Source organism: Massilia sp. NBRC 108631 (assembly GCF_059704565.1).
On record NZ_BAAKJE010000213.1, the window covers coordinates 21,959 to 35,594 of the forward strand.

The window sequence follows — 13,636 nt, forward strand, 5'->3', positions numbered from 1 at the left end:
TTTTGCTTACAGCGTCTTGACGAATTCCCGGATGCCGCCCAGCAGCATCTCGATCGACATGGCAGCCAGGATCAGGCCCATGAGGCGTTCGAAGGCCGTCATCACCTGCGGGCCGAGCACCTTCTGCAGGCGCTCGGCGCCCAGGAACACCGCCAGCCACACCACCACCACGGCGGCCAGCGCGGCCACGTGGATCAGCACTTCGCCGGTGCTCTCGCGCGAGAACAGCAGCACCGTGGCCAGCGCCGAAGGGCCGGCCAGCGCGGGGATCGCGAGCGGCACGATGAATGGCTCGCCGCCCTCATTCCGGCCCAGCACCCCATCCGGGTGCGGGAAGATCATGCGGATGGCGATCAGCAGCAGGATCACGCTGCCGGCGATGCGCAGCGACGCTTCGGACAGCTGCAGCGCCACCAGGAAGTGGCGGCCGAAGAACATGAAGACCAACAGCACCACGAAGGCGATCATGCATTCGCGGACCACGATGCGCGGCCGGCGCGCGGGCGGCACCGGGCCAAGCGCAGTGGCGAACAACGGGACGTTGCCGAAGGGGTCAGTCACCAGCAATAGCAGGATGAAAGTCTGGAAAAAATTCTGGGTCATTAAGGGCTTTCGGGTATGGGCAGGCCGGTCCGTGCGGCGCGCCAGGCCGGAGTTTACTACACGGCAAGGCCTTGGCCGCGAATGCCGCTCGATAATGCTGCTAGAATTAGGCCATGCGTAAATTGTTCCTGATTCTGCTGCTTGCCGTTCTGCCGCTCCAGTATGCCTGGTCTGCGGCAGCGGCCTATTGCGGGCATGAACAGGAACAAAGCCAGCATTTCGGCCACCACGCGCACCAGCACAACGCGCAAGCCGGCGCGCACGACGGCGACGACGCCAGCGGCGACGGCGATGGGGCCGCCGATGGCGGCGGGCATAGCGGCAAGCCGCCCGGCAACGCCAAAGTGCACGCCGATTGCGCCGTGTGCCACCACGCAGTACAGGCTTCCATCCTGGCAGGCATGGCCACGCCGCCGGATACGGCCAGCGCCGGCTATCCGCCCTCGTCCGATCTCCGCTTCACATCCCACATCGCCGACGGGCCGAAAAAGCCCGATTGGCATCCCGCTGCCTAGCGCGGCGGGACTCTTTCCAACTTACTGAAGTCCCGTCGAATTTCTTTTCCCGATACTGGAGAATTCGATGGTCAAATTCCTTTGGCCGCTAGCCATGGCAGCGCTTGTCGCGCCCATGCATGCGGCCGCACAACAAGCGGAGCCGGAGCAGCGGCCGGCCCTCACCTTGCGCGCCGCCCTGGCGCTGGCCGCGCAAGCCAATCCCGTGCTGGCGGCGGCCCGCTACGAAGCCGAGGCACAGGAGGGCCTGGTGATACAGGCGGCCGCCCGCCCCAATCCCACGCTGTCGTTTGAACGCGTGGGCCGCAGCGGAGGCGGCGAATCCGACGGCGAAAAAACCTGGCAGCTCAGCCAGCAGCTGGAACTCGGCGGCAAGCGTTCGGCGCGCTTGGCCGCCGCCGAACGCGGACGCGACGCCGCCGGCGCGGCGCTGGAAGCGCAGCGCATGGAACTGCACGCAAGCGTGGTGACTGCCTTTTACGACGTGCTGGTGGCACAGGAACGCCTGCGCCTGGCGCAAGATGGCAGCGAACTGGCGCGGCGCGCGACCGAGGCCGCCAACAAGCGCGTCGCCGCCGGCAAAGTGTCGCCGGTCGATGAAACCAAGGCGCGGCTGGCGGAAGCCAATGTGCAGCTGGAGCAGTCCAATGCGACGGCGGCGCTGGCCTCTGCGCGCCAGCGGCTTGCCGCGCACTGGCAGCAGCCTGGCGCCAGCGGTTCGCGCGGCGCTGAGCGCGCTGAGCGTGTGGAAGGCGATATCGGCTTGCTGCCGGAGCCGCCGTCGGCGTCGGCCATGGAAAGCTGGCGCGCGCAGTCGCCGGCGCTGATGCCGGCCCGGCTGGAGCTGGAGCGCCGCAAGGCGGTGTCGCAGCTTGAACTGGCCAACCGCGCACCGGACCTGACGCTCAGCGTCGGCAGCAAGCGCATGGCGGACCCGTCGCGCAGCCAGACCGTGCTGGGATTGTCGCTGCCCCTGCCCCTGTTCGACCGCAACCAGGGCAACGTCCTGGCGGCGCAGAGGCAGGCTGACAAGGCCGGCGCCGAACTGGCCGCCGCCGCCGTCAGGCTGGAATCCGAACTGGCGCAAGCGGTGCAGGAGCTGCGCGCGGCACGCCAGGCACTGGCGCTGCTGCGCGGCGAAATCCTGCCGGGAGCGCAGCAAGCGAGCGAAGCGGCCCGCAAGGGTTTCGAATTCGGCAAACACAATTTTATCGACGTGCTCGACGCGCAGCGCACGCTGCTGCAGGCGCGCGCGCAGTATCTGACGACGCTGTCGGACGGACACCGCGCTGCTGCCGCCATCGAACGCATCCTCGGCCACGGCACGCCGTACAACCAACACTGAACCATCATGAAACTGACTAGAAAACAAACCATCGCCATCGCAGCCATCGTGCTGTCGGGCGCGGTGCTCGCGGCCGCCATCGTGCTGCCGGGCGCGCAGAGGGCTGGCACGCAGGAAACGGCGCAAGGCGGCAAAGAGGAACACGGCGAAGAACACAGCGACAAGCACGGGCCCGCCGAAGCGGACGCCAAGGGCGGCGCCGCCGGCGGCAAGCCGGGCCAGGCCGCGCATGCGGAAGACGGGGACACTGCCGGGCGCGCGGACCATGCGGACGAGGCGCCGCAGGCAGCATTCAGCGACGCACAGATCAAGACCGCCGGCATCACGCTGGCGGTGGCGGGACCGGCGCCGATTGAACCGGCCATCGCCCTGTCGGGAGAAATCCGCTACGACGGCGACCGCACTGCGCACGTGGTGCCGCGCCTGGCGGGCATGGTGGAAACAGTGAACGCCGAACTGGGACAGCAGGTCAAAAAGGGGCAAGTGCTGGCCGTGCTGTCCAGCCGCGAACTGTCCGAACTGCGCAGCGAACTGCTGTCCGCCCGCCAGCGGCTGTCGCTGGCGCAAACGCTGCTGGCGCGCGAGCGCAAGTTGTGGGAAGAGCGCATCTCGGCCGAACAGGACTACCTGCAGGCGCAACAGCAAGCCAACGAGGCCGGCATCGCCGTGCGCAACGCGCAGCAAAAACTGGAAGCGCTGGGCGCCGCCTCCTCGGCCACCGTGCAGTCCGCGTCCGGTCCCCTGAACCGCTACGAAGTGCGCGCGCCGTTCGACGGCACGGTGCTTGAGAAGCACATCGCCGCCGGTGAAGCGGTCAAGGAAGACGCCAACATCTTCACGCTGTCCGACCTGTCGAGCGTGTGGGCCGAGTTCGCCGTCACTGCGCCCCACCTGGACGCGGTGCGCGTCGGCCAGCAGGCCTCCGTGCAGTCGGTGTCTTCCGGCGCCAGCGCCATGGGCACGGTGGCCTATGTGGGTGCGCTGCTGGGTGAGCAGACGCGCGCGGCCACCGCCCGCATCCGGCTCAAGAATCCAGGCACGGCCTGGCGTCCAGGCCTGTTCGTCAACGTGCGCGTGTTCCCGCCCGCCGCCGACGCGGCCAACGCGGTCACGGCGGCGGTGGCGGTGCAAAGCAGCGCGGTGCAGACGCTGGAAGGCAAATCCACCGTCTTCGTGCGCACGCCAACCGGCTTCACGGCGCGCGCCGTGGCACTCGGGCGCAGCGACGGCAAGCTGGTGGAAGTGCTGTCCGGCCTGGCGCCGGGCGCGCGCTACGCGGCGGACGGCAGCTTCGCCATCAAGGCCGAACTGGGCAAGTCCGGCAACGAACACGCCCACTGACGCGAGGGCCGACCATCATGTTTGAACGATTGATACGCGCCTCGATCGCGCAGCGCTGGCTGGTCATGCTGCTGGTGCTGGGCATGGCCGCCCTGGGGGTCTACAACTACCAGCGCCTGCCTGTCGACGCGGTGCCGGACATCACCAATGTACAAGTGCAGATCAACACGGCGGCGCCCGGCTACTCGCCGCTGGAAACCGAGCAGCGCATCTCGCTGCCGCTGGAAACGGCCATGGCCGGGCTGCCGCAGCTGGACCAGACCCGCTCCCTGTCGCGCTACGGCCTGTCGCAGATCACCGTCACCTTCAAGGACGGCACCGACATCTACTTCGCGCGCCAGCTGGTGAGCGAACGCCTGCAGGAAGCGCGCGGACGGCTGCCGAAGGACGTCTACCCTGCCCTCGGTCCCATCTCCACCGGCCTGGGCGAAATCTACCTGTGGACGGTGGAAACCAAGGAAGGCGCCAAGAAGCCGGACGGCACGCCGTACACGCCGACCGACCTGCGCGACATCCAGGACTGGATCATCAAGCCGCAACTGCGCACCGTGCCGGGCGTGACCGAAATCAATTCGATCGGCGGCTACGCCCGCGAATACCAGGTGGCGCCGCACCCGGACAAGCTGGCGTCCTACGGCCTGACCGTGCGCGACCTGGTGGGCGCGCTGGAGCGCAACAACGGCAACAGCGGCGCCGGCTATATCGAGCGCAACGGCGAGCAGCTGCTGGTGCGCGCGCCCGGCCAGCTGGCCACCATGGACGACATCGCCAACGTCGTGCTCACCACCGCCGACGGCATACCGGTGCGCGTGCGCGACATCGGCGAGGTGCTCGAAGGGCGCGAACTGCGCACCGGCGCCGCCACCGAGAACGGCCGCGAAGTGGTGCTCGGCACCGTGTTCATGCTGATCGGCCAGAACAGCCGCACCGTGTCGCGCGCGGTGGACCAGCGCATGGAGCAGATCAACCGCAGCCTGCCGCCGGGCGTGCACGCGGTCACCGTGTACGACCGCACCACCCTGGTCGACAAGGCCATCGCCACCGTGCGCACCAACCTGCTGGAAGGGGCGGTGCTGGTGATCGCGGTGCTGTTCGCCTTCCTCGGCAACCTGCGCGCCGCGCTGATCACCGCCATGGTGATTCCGCTGTCGATGCTGTTCACCTTCACCGGCATGGTGTCGTACAAGGTGAGCGCCAACCTGCTCAGCCTTGGGGCGCTCGACTTCGGCATCATCGTCGACGGCGCGGTGGTCATCGTGGAGAACTGCGTGCGGCGGCTGGCACACGCGCAGGCCGCGCTGGGCCGCCCGCTCACGCGCAGCGAGCGGATGGACGAAGTGTTCGCCGCCGCGCGCGAGTCACGCCGCCCGCTGCTGTTCGGGCAGCTCATCATCATGGCCGTGTACCTGCCCATCTTCGCCTTCAGCGGCGTGGAGGGACGCATGTTCCACCCGATGGCGCTCACCGTGGTGATCGCGCTGTTCGGCGCCATGGTGCTGTCGATGACCTTTGTGCCGGCCGCCGTGGCGCTGTTCATCGGCGAGCGCGTCAGCGAGAAGGAGAACGCGGTGATGCGCGCGGCCTCGCGCTGGTACGCGCCGGCGCTGGACCGGGCCATGGCCAACAAGCCGGTGGTGCTGGCCTTCGCGGCGGTGGCGGTGCTGCTGTCCGCGCTGCTGGCCACGCGCATGGGCAGCGAGTTCGTGCCCAGCCTGGACGAAGGCGACATCGCGCTGCAGACGCTGCGCATCCCCGGCACCAGCCTGACCCAGTCGGTGACGATGCAGCAGCAGCTGGAGCGCAAGCTGATGAAGGAGTTTCCCGAGATCGAGCGCGTGTTCGCCCGCATCGGCACCGCAGAGGTGGCCTCCGACCCGATGCCGCCCAACAGCGCGGACGGCTTCATCATGTTCAAGCCGCAACACCAGTGGCCCAAGCCGCGCAAGACGCGCCAACAGCTGGAGGCGGCCATCCGCGCCAGCGTGGAGCAGCTGCCCGGCAACAGCTACGAGTTCTCGCAGCCCATCCAGCTGCGCTTCAACGAGCTGATCTCGGGCGTGCGCAGCGACGTGGCGGTCAAGGTGTTCGGCGACGACATGGCGGTGCTGAACGGCACGGCGGAACGGATTTCGTCCGTACTGGAAAAGGTGCCGGGCGCCAGTGAAGTGAAGGTGGAGCAGACCAGCGGCCTGCCTGTGCTCACGGTGGCCGTGGACCGCGCCAGGCTGGCGCGCTACGGCCTGAACTCGGCCGACGTGCAGGAGACGGTGGCGGCGGCCGTGGGCGGCCAGCAGGCCGGCGACGTGTTCCAGGGCGACCGCCGCTTCGACATCGTGGTGCGGCTGCCGGAGCAGATGCGCAGCGACCTCGATGCCATCCGGCGCCTGCCGATCGCGCTGCCGGGCAAGGGTTTCATTGCGCTGGGCGAAGTGGCGGCGCTCGACATTGCGCCGGGACCGAACCAGGTCAGCCGCGAACAGGGCAAGCGGCGCGTGGTGGTCAGCGCGAACGTGCGCGGGCGCGACATCGGCTCCTTCGTGGCGGAGGCCGGGCAGGCCATACGGGAGCAGGTGAAGCTGCCGCCGGCCTACTGGATCACCTGGGGCGGGCAGTTCGAGCAGCTGCAGTCGGCCGTGCAGCGCCTGAAGCTGGTGGTGCCGGCGGCGCTGCTGCTGGTGCTCGGACTGCTGTTCGCCATGTTCGGCAACCTGAAGGACGGCCTGCTGGTGTTCAGCGGCATTCCATTCGCGCTCACCGGCGGCATCGCGGCGCTGGCCATGCGCGGGCTGCCGCTGTCGATTTCGGCAGCGGTCGGATTCATCGCGCTGTCCGGAGTGGCGGTGCTGAACGGGCTGGTGCTGATTTCCTTCATCCGCAGCCTGCGCGAGGAAGGCAGGACGCTGGACCAGGCGGTGCGCGAAGGCGCACTGGGGCGCTTGCGGCCGGTGCTGATGACGGCGCTGGTGGCCGCACTGGGCTTCGTGCCGATGGCGCTGGCCACCGGCACCGGTGCCGAGGTCCAGCGGCCGCTGGCCACGGTGGTCATCGGCGGCATCCTGTCCTCCACCGCGCTGACCATGCTGGTGCTGCCGCTGCTGTATCGGCTCGCGCACGGCGGCAAGGCGGGCGGGCCGAAGGCCGCCGCCGAGGCTTAGGCAGGCTTGCCAAAGCGCCTGTCGCACACGTCCATGGAGTAGGACGCGGGCCACAGCGCTTCGTAGACTGCGCCCTGCAGTGCGGTGCGCAGTTTCAGGTAAGTTTCCTTGTCATTCGCGCGACAGGCGAAGGAAGCGAATTTATTGGCGTTCCACGTGCTGTTCGGATAGCGCTTCAACAAGTCCTCGAAGCCGGCCTTCATCACCTTCCATTCCGGGCCGGTACCGTCGCTAGCGAAGGGCGGCGCCGAGTCGCAGTTGCAGTCCTCGCCCCAATACAGGCGCGCGTACATGCCCTGCCCTTCGGCACTGCGCGTGATGGCGGCGGCACGTCGCGCGAAGGCATCGAACTCGCGCGCGCTGCCGCCCCAGCGCGGGCTGTAGACGCGCGCCATTTGCGCATGGATCTGCAGGTCGAATGGGAAAGCGGCCACGGCCTGCTTGTAGGCAGCCTCGATGACCGCGCGCGGCGCGCCCGTTTCCATCAGATTGGCGATGCGCAGGCTGTGCCACAGCGGACAACTGTTCGATAGCGCCTTGCTCTCTTCCAGCCGCGCGCTGGCCATGGCCATGCGCTCATGGAACAGCTGCCAGGCTTCCTGCGGCACCCTGTGCGCGTAACCGCCACCGCGCGCTTTCCACGCGTAGGCACTCCAGTACATGGTTTCCGCCAAGGCCTGCGCCAGCGAATCGGGATACTGTGTGCGCCACTCCTGAAGCTGCCTGGGATACGCGTCCCAGGCGTTCCACGCGCCGAAATAGTGGTTCAGCGCCGATTCGTAGATCATTATTTTCGGCTGGCCGTCAGAGAAGCGCTCGCTGGCGCCGCACAGCGACTTGAAGCTGGCCTCCAGGCCACCATAGTCGCGTTCCTGCCATTGCGCCTCGATCGGCAGCACGGCCAGGTTCACGATCGTCTGCATGTTCTGCGACGCCGCATCCGGCAGCGGCGCCGGCCGCTGCCCTGCGGCCCCGGCGCTGCAGGCCGCTCCAAGCAAGCCCGCAATCGCACCCGCCCGCCACACGTTCATCCAGTCCATGCGCTCTCCCTGTGGCGGCACAGCGCCGCGTCAGGAGCAGTATAGGATAATTTCCCTTCTGCAATATACCCAATTGTCACGGGCGAAAAAAAACCGCCGCAAGCGCCGTGCGGCGAAACACCATCCCGGAAATCCGCGATGAACCAAAAAAAAAGCGGCCCGCAGGCCGCTTTGTACCGGGAACGCCGATTACTTCGACGCTTCGCCCTTCTTGATCCAGGCCGCCAGCTGGTGCGGGCGGATGCCGTCGTAGTCTTCGAACGGCTGGTGGATCCATGGATTGTGCGGCAGTTCTTCCATCTGGTAGTCCGGACGGAATGCCGAGCTGCCCTTGGTCCAGATCACAGCCGACTTCACCTCGGTCACGCCTTCGAAGTTCTGCTTCAGGTGCTCCATGACCTTGATCAGGGTCACGCCCGAATCGGCCAGGTCGTCCACCAGCAGGATGCGGCCCGACAGCGGGCCCTTGGTCATCGTCATGTATTTGGCAATGTCCAGGTCGCCCTGCACGGTGCCCTTGTCGGCGCGGTAGGAGCTGGTCGACAGGATCGCCAGCGGCACGTCGAAAATACGCGAGAACACGTCGCCGGGACGCACGCCGCCGCGCGCCAGGCACAGGACCATGTCGAACTTCCAGCCCGATTCATGCACCTTGAGCGCCAGGCGCTCGATCAGGCGGTGGTATTCATCCCAGGACACCCACAGGTGCTTGTCATCGGATTGAGGGGTGTTCATCAGTTCTATCCTTCTTACTCGTACGGATGGCGCAGTACGATGGTCTCTTCGCGGTCCGGGCCGGTCGACACCATATCCACTGGCACGCCAACCAGTTCTTCGATGCGCTTGATATAAGCGCGCGCGTTTGCAGGCAGCGCGGCCAGCGATTTTGCGCCGACCGTGCTTTCGCTCCAACCAGCCATCTCTTCGTAGATAGGCTGGCAGCGGGCCGCGTCCTCTGCGCCGACCGGGAAGATGTCCACGGTGCGGCCGTCCAGCGTGTAGCTGGTGCAGATTTTGATGGTTTCCAGGCCGTCCATGACGTCCAGTTTGGTGATGCACATGCCCGACACGCCGTTGATCTGGACCGAGCGGCGCAGCAGCGCGGCGTCGAACCAGCCGCAGCGGCGGGCGCGGCCCGTCACGGTGCCGAACTCGTGGCCGACCGACGACAGGTGGTGGCCAACGCCGGCATCGGTAGGCAGTTCCGACGGGAACGGGCCGGAGCCGACGCGGGTGGTGTAGGCCTTGGTGATGCCCAGGATGTAGTGCAGCATGCCGGGACCGACGCCGGCGCCGGCGGCGGCGTTACCGGCCACGCAGTTCGACGAGGTGACGAACGGATAGGTGCCGTGGTCCACGTCCAGCAGCGAGCCTTGCGCGCCTTCGAACAGCAAGTTGCCGCCGGCCTTGTGCGCGGCGTACAGGGCGCTCGACACGTCGGTGACCATCGGGCGCAGGCGCGGCACGTAGGCCAGCGCATCGTCCAGGGTCTTCTGGTACTCGATCTTCGGCGCCTTGAGGTAGTTCTCCAGCACGAAGTTGTGGTAATCCAGGTTTTCCTTCAGCTTCTCCGCGAAACGCTCTTCGTTCAGCAGGTCGGCGATGCGGATGGCGCGGCGCGCCACTTTGTCTTCATAGGCCGGGCCGATGCCCTTGCCGGTGGTGCCGATCTTGGCGGCGCCGCGGGCCGCTTCGCGGGCCGCGTCGAGCGCGCTGTGGTACGGCAGGATGACCGGGCAAGCCTCGGAGATCTTCAGGCGCGAAGCCACTTCCACGCCGACCGCTTCGAGCTTGTCGATTTCGCGCAGCACGTCCGGCACCGACACCACCACACCGTTGCCGATGTAGCAGGCCACGCCTGGACGCATGATGCCCGACGGGATCAGCTGCAGCGCGGTCTTCACGCCGCCGATGACCAGCGTGTGGCCGGCGTTGTGGCCGCCCTGGAAGCGCACCACGCCCTGGGCGTGATCGGTCAGCCAATCAACGATTTTACCTTTGCCTTCATCGCCCCATTGGGTGCCGATGACAACCACGTTCTTTGCCATATTTTTTTTCGACATCACACTAACCTAAGTTTTTAAGAATCCAGTTGCTACCACTATCGTCGAGCACCAGCGCGCGGTCGCACTCGAACTCGTCCTGTTCATTGCTGTGACCCGGCAGGCTCTGGATCACAACTTCGCCGGCTTTGCGCAGCTCGGCAATCTTGTCTTTCAGTTCAGGCGCATTGCCCCACGGCGCGCGGATCGAGTGCTTGCGCTCGGCCGTGGGCAGCAGGCGCGCCAGTTCGCGCAAGTCCATCGAGAAGCCGGTGGCGGGACGGGCCCGGCCAAACGCTTCGCCGACGTGGTCGTAGCGGCCGCCGCGCAGCACCGCGTTCGGCAGGCCCGGTACGTAGACGGCGAACATGGCGCCGCTTTCGTACTGGTAGCCGCGCAGGTCGGCCAGGTCGATCGCCACTTCGCGGCCGGTGGCCGGGTTGTCGGCGGTGGCGGCCAGGGCGGCCAGCTCGGCCAGCGCCTTGCTGATGCCCGGCAGTTCCGGCAGCACTTCGCGGGCGCGCTTGAGCACGTCCACGTCGCCGTACAGGTTCGGCAGGGCCAGCAACGCGGCGCGCACGGCCGGCGCGTAGCCGGCGGTTTGCAGCTCCAGGCCGGGCACGTCCTTGGCGCGCAGCAGCAGGTACAGCGCGGCCTCGTCCTTGGCCGCGTTGGCGTCCTCGGCCAGGATGGCGCGCAGCACGCCCACGTGGGACAGGTCCAGGCGCACGTCGGTGAAACCGGCCAGCGCCAGCGAGGCCAGCGCCAGTTCCTGGATCTCGGCGTCCGCTTCCAGGCCGGCGTGGCCATAGATTTCGGCGCCGATCTGCAGCGGCTCGCGGGTGGTGTGCAGACCCGACGGACGGGTATGCAGCACGCTGCCGGCGTAGCACAGGCGGGTGACGCTGGCGCGGTTGAGCAGGTGCGCGTCGATGCGGGCCACTTGCGTGGTCATGTCGGCGCGCAGGCCCAGCATGCGGCCGGAAATCTGGTCGACCAGCTTGAAGGTGCGCAGCTCGGTATCCTGGCCGGCGCCGGTCATCAGGGACTCGACGTATTCCAGCAGGGGCGGCATGACGAGTTCGTAGCCGTACAAGCGGAAGTTATCCAGCATCAGGCGGCGCAATTCTTCAATCTTGCGCGCTTCGGACGGCAAAACGTCCGCAATATGTTCGGGCAATAGCCAATTCGGCATGGAGAAAACCGGAAACGGTGTTGTTGAGATATCGATCATGCGTCCCGGCGGGAACGCACACGGCAATCGGAGGGCCGAACCGCATATTTTACGCGAAAATGCGGGCGGATGGAAATAAAAGCTGGTCGGGCGGCGCTGGCGGGTTACGCGGGCAGGCCGCCAACCCGCCCTGCGGGGTGTGCAGGGCGGGTGGCGTGGGACAGCTTACTTTTTGGCGGGCGCCGGAGCGGCAGCGCCGCCGGTGCCGCCTTTGAAGTACTTGAAGAACTCCGAGCTCGGGTCGAGCACCAGCACGTCGCTGCGGTTCTTGAAGGACTCGCGGTAGGCGCTCAGGCTGCGGTAGAACTTGTAGAACTCCGGATTGCGGCCAAACGCGTCGGCATAGATCTGGCTGGCCTTGGCGTCGCCCTCGCCCTTGATGGTTTCGGCGGCGCGGTAGGCTTCGGCCAGGATCACGGTGCGCTGGCGGTCGGCGTCGGCGCGGATTTTCTCCGAGTCGGCGGTACCGGTGGAGCGCAGTTCGTTGGCCACGCGCACGCGCTCGGCCTTCATGCGTTCGTACACGGAGTTGTTGATCTGCTCCACATAGTCCACGCGCTTCAGGCGCACGTCGATGATCTCGACGCCGATCTGCTTGGCTTCCACGATCACCTTGGTGCGCAGCGCTTCCATGACCTTGCCGCGCTGGCCGGAGATCACTTCGCGCACGGTGCGCTTGGTGATCTCGTCGTTCAGCGCCGCTTTCACGATCTGGTACATGCGGTCGCGGGCGCGGCTCTCGTCGCCGCCGAAGGACACGAAGTACAGGCGCGGCTCGACGATGCGCCATTTGACGAAGGCGTCGACCAGGATGTTCATCTTCTCGGCCGTGATGAAACGGTCGGCATCCGGCGAATCGATGGTCATGATGCGCTTTTCCAGGTACAGCACGTTCTGGAACGGCGGCGGCAGCTTGAAGTGCAGGCCGGGCTCGGAAATCACCTGCTTGACTTCACCCAGCGCGAACACGATGGCGTACTTGCGCTGGTCGACCACGAACACGGTCGAGGACAGCAGCATCAATGCGATGAAGCCGCCGATCAGGATGGTAACTATGCGATTCATTAACGGCTCTCCCGATCACGTGAGGACTCGCGCGTACGGCTGTCGCGCGGGCGGGTATCGACCGGCGGCAAGCCATCGGATGGCAGCATCACGGCGGTGGGCGGCGGCGGCGTCGCATTCGCTTTCGCGGCAGCGTCGGCGGCGGCCGACTGGGCGATCAGTTTATCGAGCGGCAAATACAGCAGGTTGTTGCCGGCGCGGGAATCGATCATCACCTTGCTGGTGCTGCTGAAGATCTGCTGCATGGTGTCGATGTACATGCGGTCGCGCGTGACGCCGGGCGCCTTCGCGTACTCGGCCTGCACCGACTTGAAGCGCGCCGCGTTACCCTCGGCGTTCTCCACCACCTGCGAGCGGTACGCCTCGGCGTCCTGGGTCAGGCGCGAGGCGGCGCCGCGCGACTCGGGAATGACCTTGTTGGCGTAAGCCTGGCCTTCGTTCTTCAGGCGCTCGCGGTCCTGCCCTGCCTTGACGGCGTCGTCGAAGGCCGCTTGCACCTGCTCCGGCGGCTGCACGCCCTGCATGGTCACGTTGGTGATCTGGGCGCCGGACGCGTAGCGGTCCAGGATCTGCTGCATCAGCTGCTGGGTTTCAAAAGCCACCTTCTCGCGGCCCTCGTACAGCACGAAGTCCATCTTGCTCTTGCCGACGATTTCGCGGATGGCCGTCTCGGCCACCTGCATCACCGTCTCCTCGGGATTGGTGTTGCTGGTGATCCAGGACACCGGGTTCTTCAGCGTGTACTGCACCGCGAACTGGATGTCGATGATGTTCTCGTCGTCGGTCAGCATCAGCGATTCGCGCAGCTGCTTGTTCTTGACGTTGTTGCGGTAACCCACTTCCACCGTGCGCACCTGCGACACATTGACGGTGACGTCGCTCTGGAAGGGATACGGCCAGCGCCAGTTCAAGCCGGCGGGCGTCACGTGCGAGACTTTGCCGAAGGTGAACACCACCCCGGTCTGGCCTTCCTGCACGATGAAGGCGCCACTGGCCAGCCACACCAGCGCGGCGATCGCACCGACCGCGCCCATGGTGAAGCCGGCGCCGCGCATGTCGCCGCCGCCGCTGCTGCCGCCACCGCCGCTGCCGTTGTTGTTATTGCGCTTCTGGCCGAACAGGCCGTTCAGGCGCTGGTTGAAGTCGCGCCAAAGCTGGTCCAGGTCCGGCGGACCTTCACCGGGTTTCTTGCCTTCTTGGGCCTGCTTGTTGCCGTCCTTGTTGTCCGAGCCCCAGCGGGGATCGTTCAAGTTCAGCTTCAAGCCTATTCTTTTTTTTAAGGAGGAGAAAGGCATA

The 13,636-nt window shown here is 66.7% G+C and carries 11 protein-coding genes; 4 read left to right on the forward strand and 7 right to left on the reverse strand.

Annotation, left to right across the window (positions count from 1 at the left end; genetic code table 11):
- Nucleotides 1–6: 6 nt before the first annotated feature.
- Nucleotides 7–603 carry a MarC family protein gene (locus tag AC6H42_RS22985; RefSeq protein WP_057155932.1) on the reverse strand — a complete coding sequence of 199 codons (597 nt, stop codon included), beginning with the start codon at nucleotides 601–603 and terminating at the stop codon, nucleotides 7–9.
- A gap of 113 nt (nucleotides 604–716) precedes the next feature.
- Here AC6H42_RS22985 and AC6H42_RS22990 point away from each other — a divergent pair, with 113 nt between their 5' ends.
- From AC6H42_RS22990 to AC6H42_RS23005, 4 genes are all read left to right on the forward strand, one after another.
- The gene (locus tag AC6H42_RS22990) at nucleotides 717–1,118 is read left to right on the forward strand and encodes a hypothetical protein (protein ID WP_057155933.1); all 402 of its coding nucleotides are present in this window, start codon (nucleotides 717–719) and stop codon (nucleotides 1,116–1,118) included.
- Nucleotides 1,119–1,212: 94 nt separating this feature from the next.
- On the forward strand, nucleotides 1,213–2,463 hold the full coding sequence (locus tag AC6H42_RS22995) for a TolC family protein (protein WP_497549030.1): 1,251 nt from the start codon (nucleotides 1,213–1,215) through the stop codon (nucleotides 2,461–2,463).
- Between the two features lie 6 nt (nucleotides 2,464–2,469).
- A complete protein-coding gene (locus AC6H42_RS23000) occupies nucleotides 2,470–3,804 on the forward strand; it encodes an efflux RND transporter periplasmic adaptor subunit (protein WP_497549031.1) in 1,335 nt (444 codons plus the stop codon).
- Between the two features lie 17 nt (nucleotides 3,805–3,821).
- A complete protein-coding gene (locus AC6H42_RS23005; protein ID WP_057155936.1) occupies nucleotides 3,822–6,959 on the forward strand; it encodes an efflux RND transporter permease subunit in 3,138 nt (1,045 codons plus the stop codon).
- Here AC6H42_RS23005 and AC6H42_RS23010 read toward each other — a convergent pair.
- The 6 genes from AC6H42_RS23010 to hflK form a co-directional block, all read right to left on the reverse strand.
- A complete protein-coding gene (locus AC6H42_RS23010) occupies nucleotides 6,956–7,999 on the reverse strand; it encodes a hypothetical protein (protein WP_497549032.1) in 1,044 nt (347 codons plus the stop codon). The two genes, AC6H42_RS23005 and AC6H42_RS23010, sit on opposite strands and share 4 nt — an antisense overlap.
- A 189-nt stretch (nucleotides 8,000–8,188) precedes the next feature.
- Nucleotides 8,189–8,734 (reverse strand): phosphoribosyltransferase, encoded by a 546-nt coding sequence (locus AC6H42_RS23015; RefSeq protein WP_057155938.1) that lies wholly within the window; start codon nucleotides 8,732–8,734, stop codon nucleotides 8,189–8,191.
- A 14-nt stretch (nucleotides 8,735–8,748) separates the two neighbouring features.
- A complete protein-coding gene (locus AC6H42_RS23020; protein WP_057156118.1) occupies nucleotides 8,749–10,062 on the reverse strand; it encodes an adenylosuccinate synthase in 1,314 nt (437 codons plus the stop codon).
- Nucleotides 10,063–10,066: 4 nt separating this feature from the next.
- The gene (locus tag AC6H42_RS23025; protein WP_497549033.1) at nucleotides 10,067–11,236 is read right to left on the reverse strand and encodes an ATP phosphoribosyltransferase regulatory subunit; all 1,170 of its coding nucleotides are present in this window, start codon (nucleotides 11,234–11,236) and stop codon (nucleotides 10,067–10,069) included.
- A 204-nt stretch (nucleotides 11,237–11,440) separates the two neighbouring features.
- A complete protein-coding gene (gene hflC / locus AC6H42_RS23030) occupies nucleotides 11,441–12,340 on the reverse strand; it encodes a protease modulator HflC (RefSeq protein ID WP_057155940.1) in 900 nt (299 codons plus the stop codon).
- Nucleotides 12,340–13,635, reverse strand: coding sequence for an FtsH protease activity modulator HflK (gene hflK, locus AC6H42_RS23035; protein ID WP_497549034.1), 1,296 nt, complete (start codon nucleotides 13,633–13,635; stop codon nucleotides 12,340–12,342). Before hflK ends, hflC begins: the two co-directional genes overlap by 1 nt.
- Between the last annotated feature and the right edge of the window lies 1 nt (nucleotide 13,636).

Bases quoted from the DNA above. Each gene is read 5' to 3' on its own strand.
- hflK (WP_497549034.1), bottom strand. From the start codon at position 13,635: ATGCCTTTCTCCTCCTTAAAAAAAAGAATAGGCTTGAAGCTGAACTTG.
- AC6H42_RS23000 (WP_497549031.1), top strand. From the start codon at position 2,470: ATGAAACTGACTAGAAAACAAACCATCGCCATCGCAGCCATCGTGCTG.
- AC6H42_RS22985 (WP_057155932.1), bottom strand. From the start codon at position 603: ATGACCCAGAATTTTTTCCAGACTTTCATCCTGCTATTGCTGGTGACT.
- AC6H42_RS23010 (WP_497549032.1), bottom strand. From the start codon at position 7,999: ATGGACTGGATGAACGTGTGGCGGGCGGGTGCGATTGCGGGCTTGCTT.
- AC6H42_RS23005 (WP_057155936.1), top strand. From the start codon at position 3,822: ATGTTTGAACGATTGATACGCGCCTCGATCGCGCAGCGCTGGCTGGTC.
- AC6H42_RS22995 (WP_497549030.1), top strand. From the start codon at position 1,213: ATGGCAGCGCTTGTCGCGCCCATGCATGCGGCCGCACAACAAGCGGAG.
- AC6H42_RS22990 (WP_057155933.1), top strand. From the start codon at position 717: ATGCGTAAATTGTTCCTGATTCTGCTGCTTGCCGTTCTGCCGCTCCAG.
- AC6H42_RS23020 (WP_057156118.1), bottom strand. From the start codon at position 10,062: ATGTCGAAAAAAAATATGGCAAAGAACGTGGTTGTCATCGGCACCCAA.
- AC6H42_RS23015 (WP_057155938.1), bottom strand. From the start codon at position 8,734: ATGAACACCCCTCAATCCGATGACAAGCACCTGTGGGTGTCCTGGGAT.
- AC6H42_RS23025 (WP_497549033.1), bottom strand. From the start codon at position 11,236: ATGCCGAATTGGCTATTGCCCGAACATATTGCGGACGTTTTGCCGTCC.
- hflC (WP_057155940.1), bottom strand. From the start codon at position 12,340: ATGAATCGCATAGTTACCATCCTGATCGGCGGCTTCATCGCATTGATG.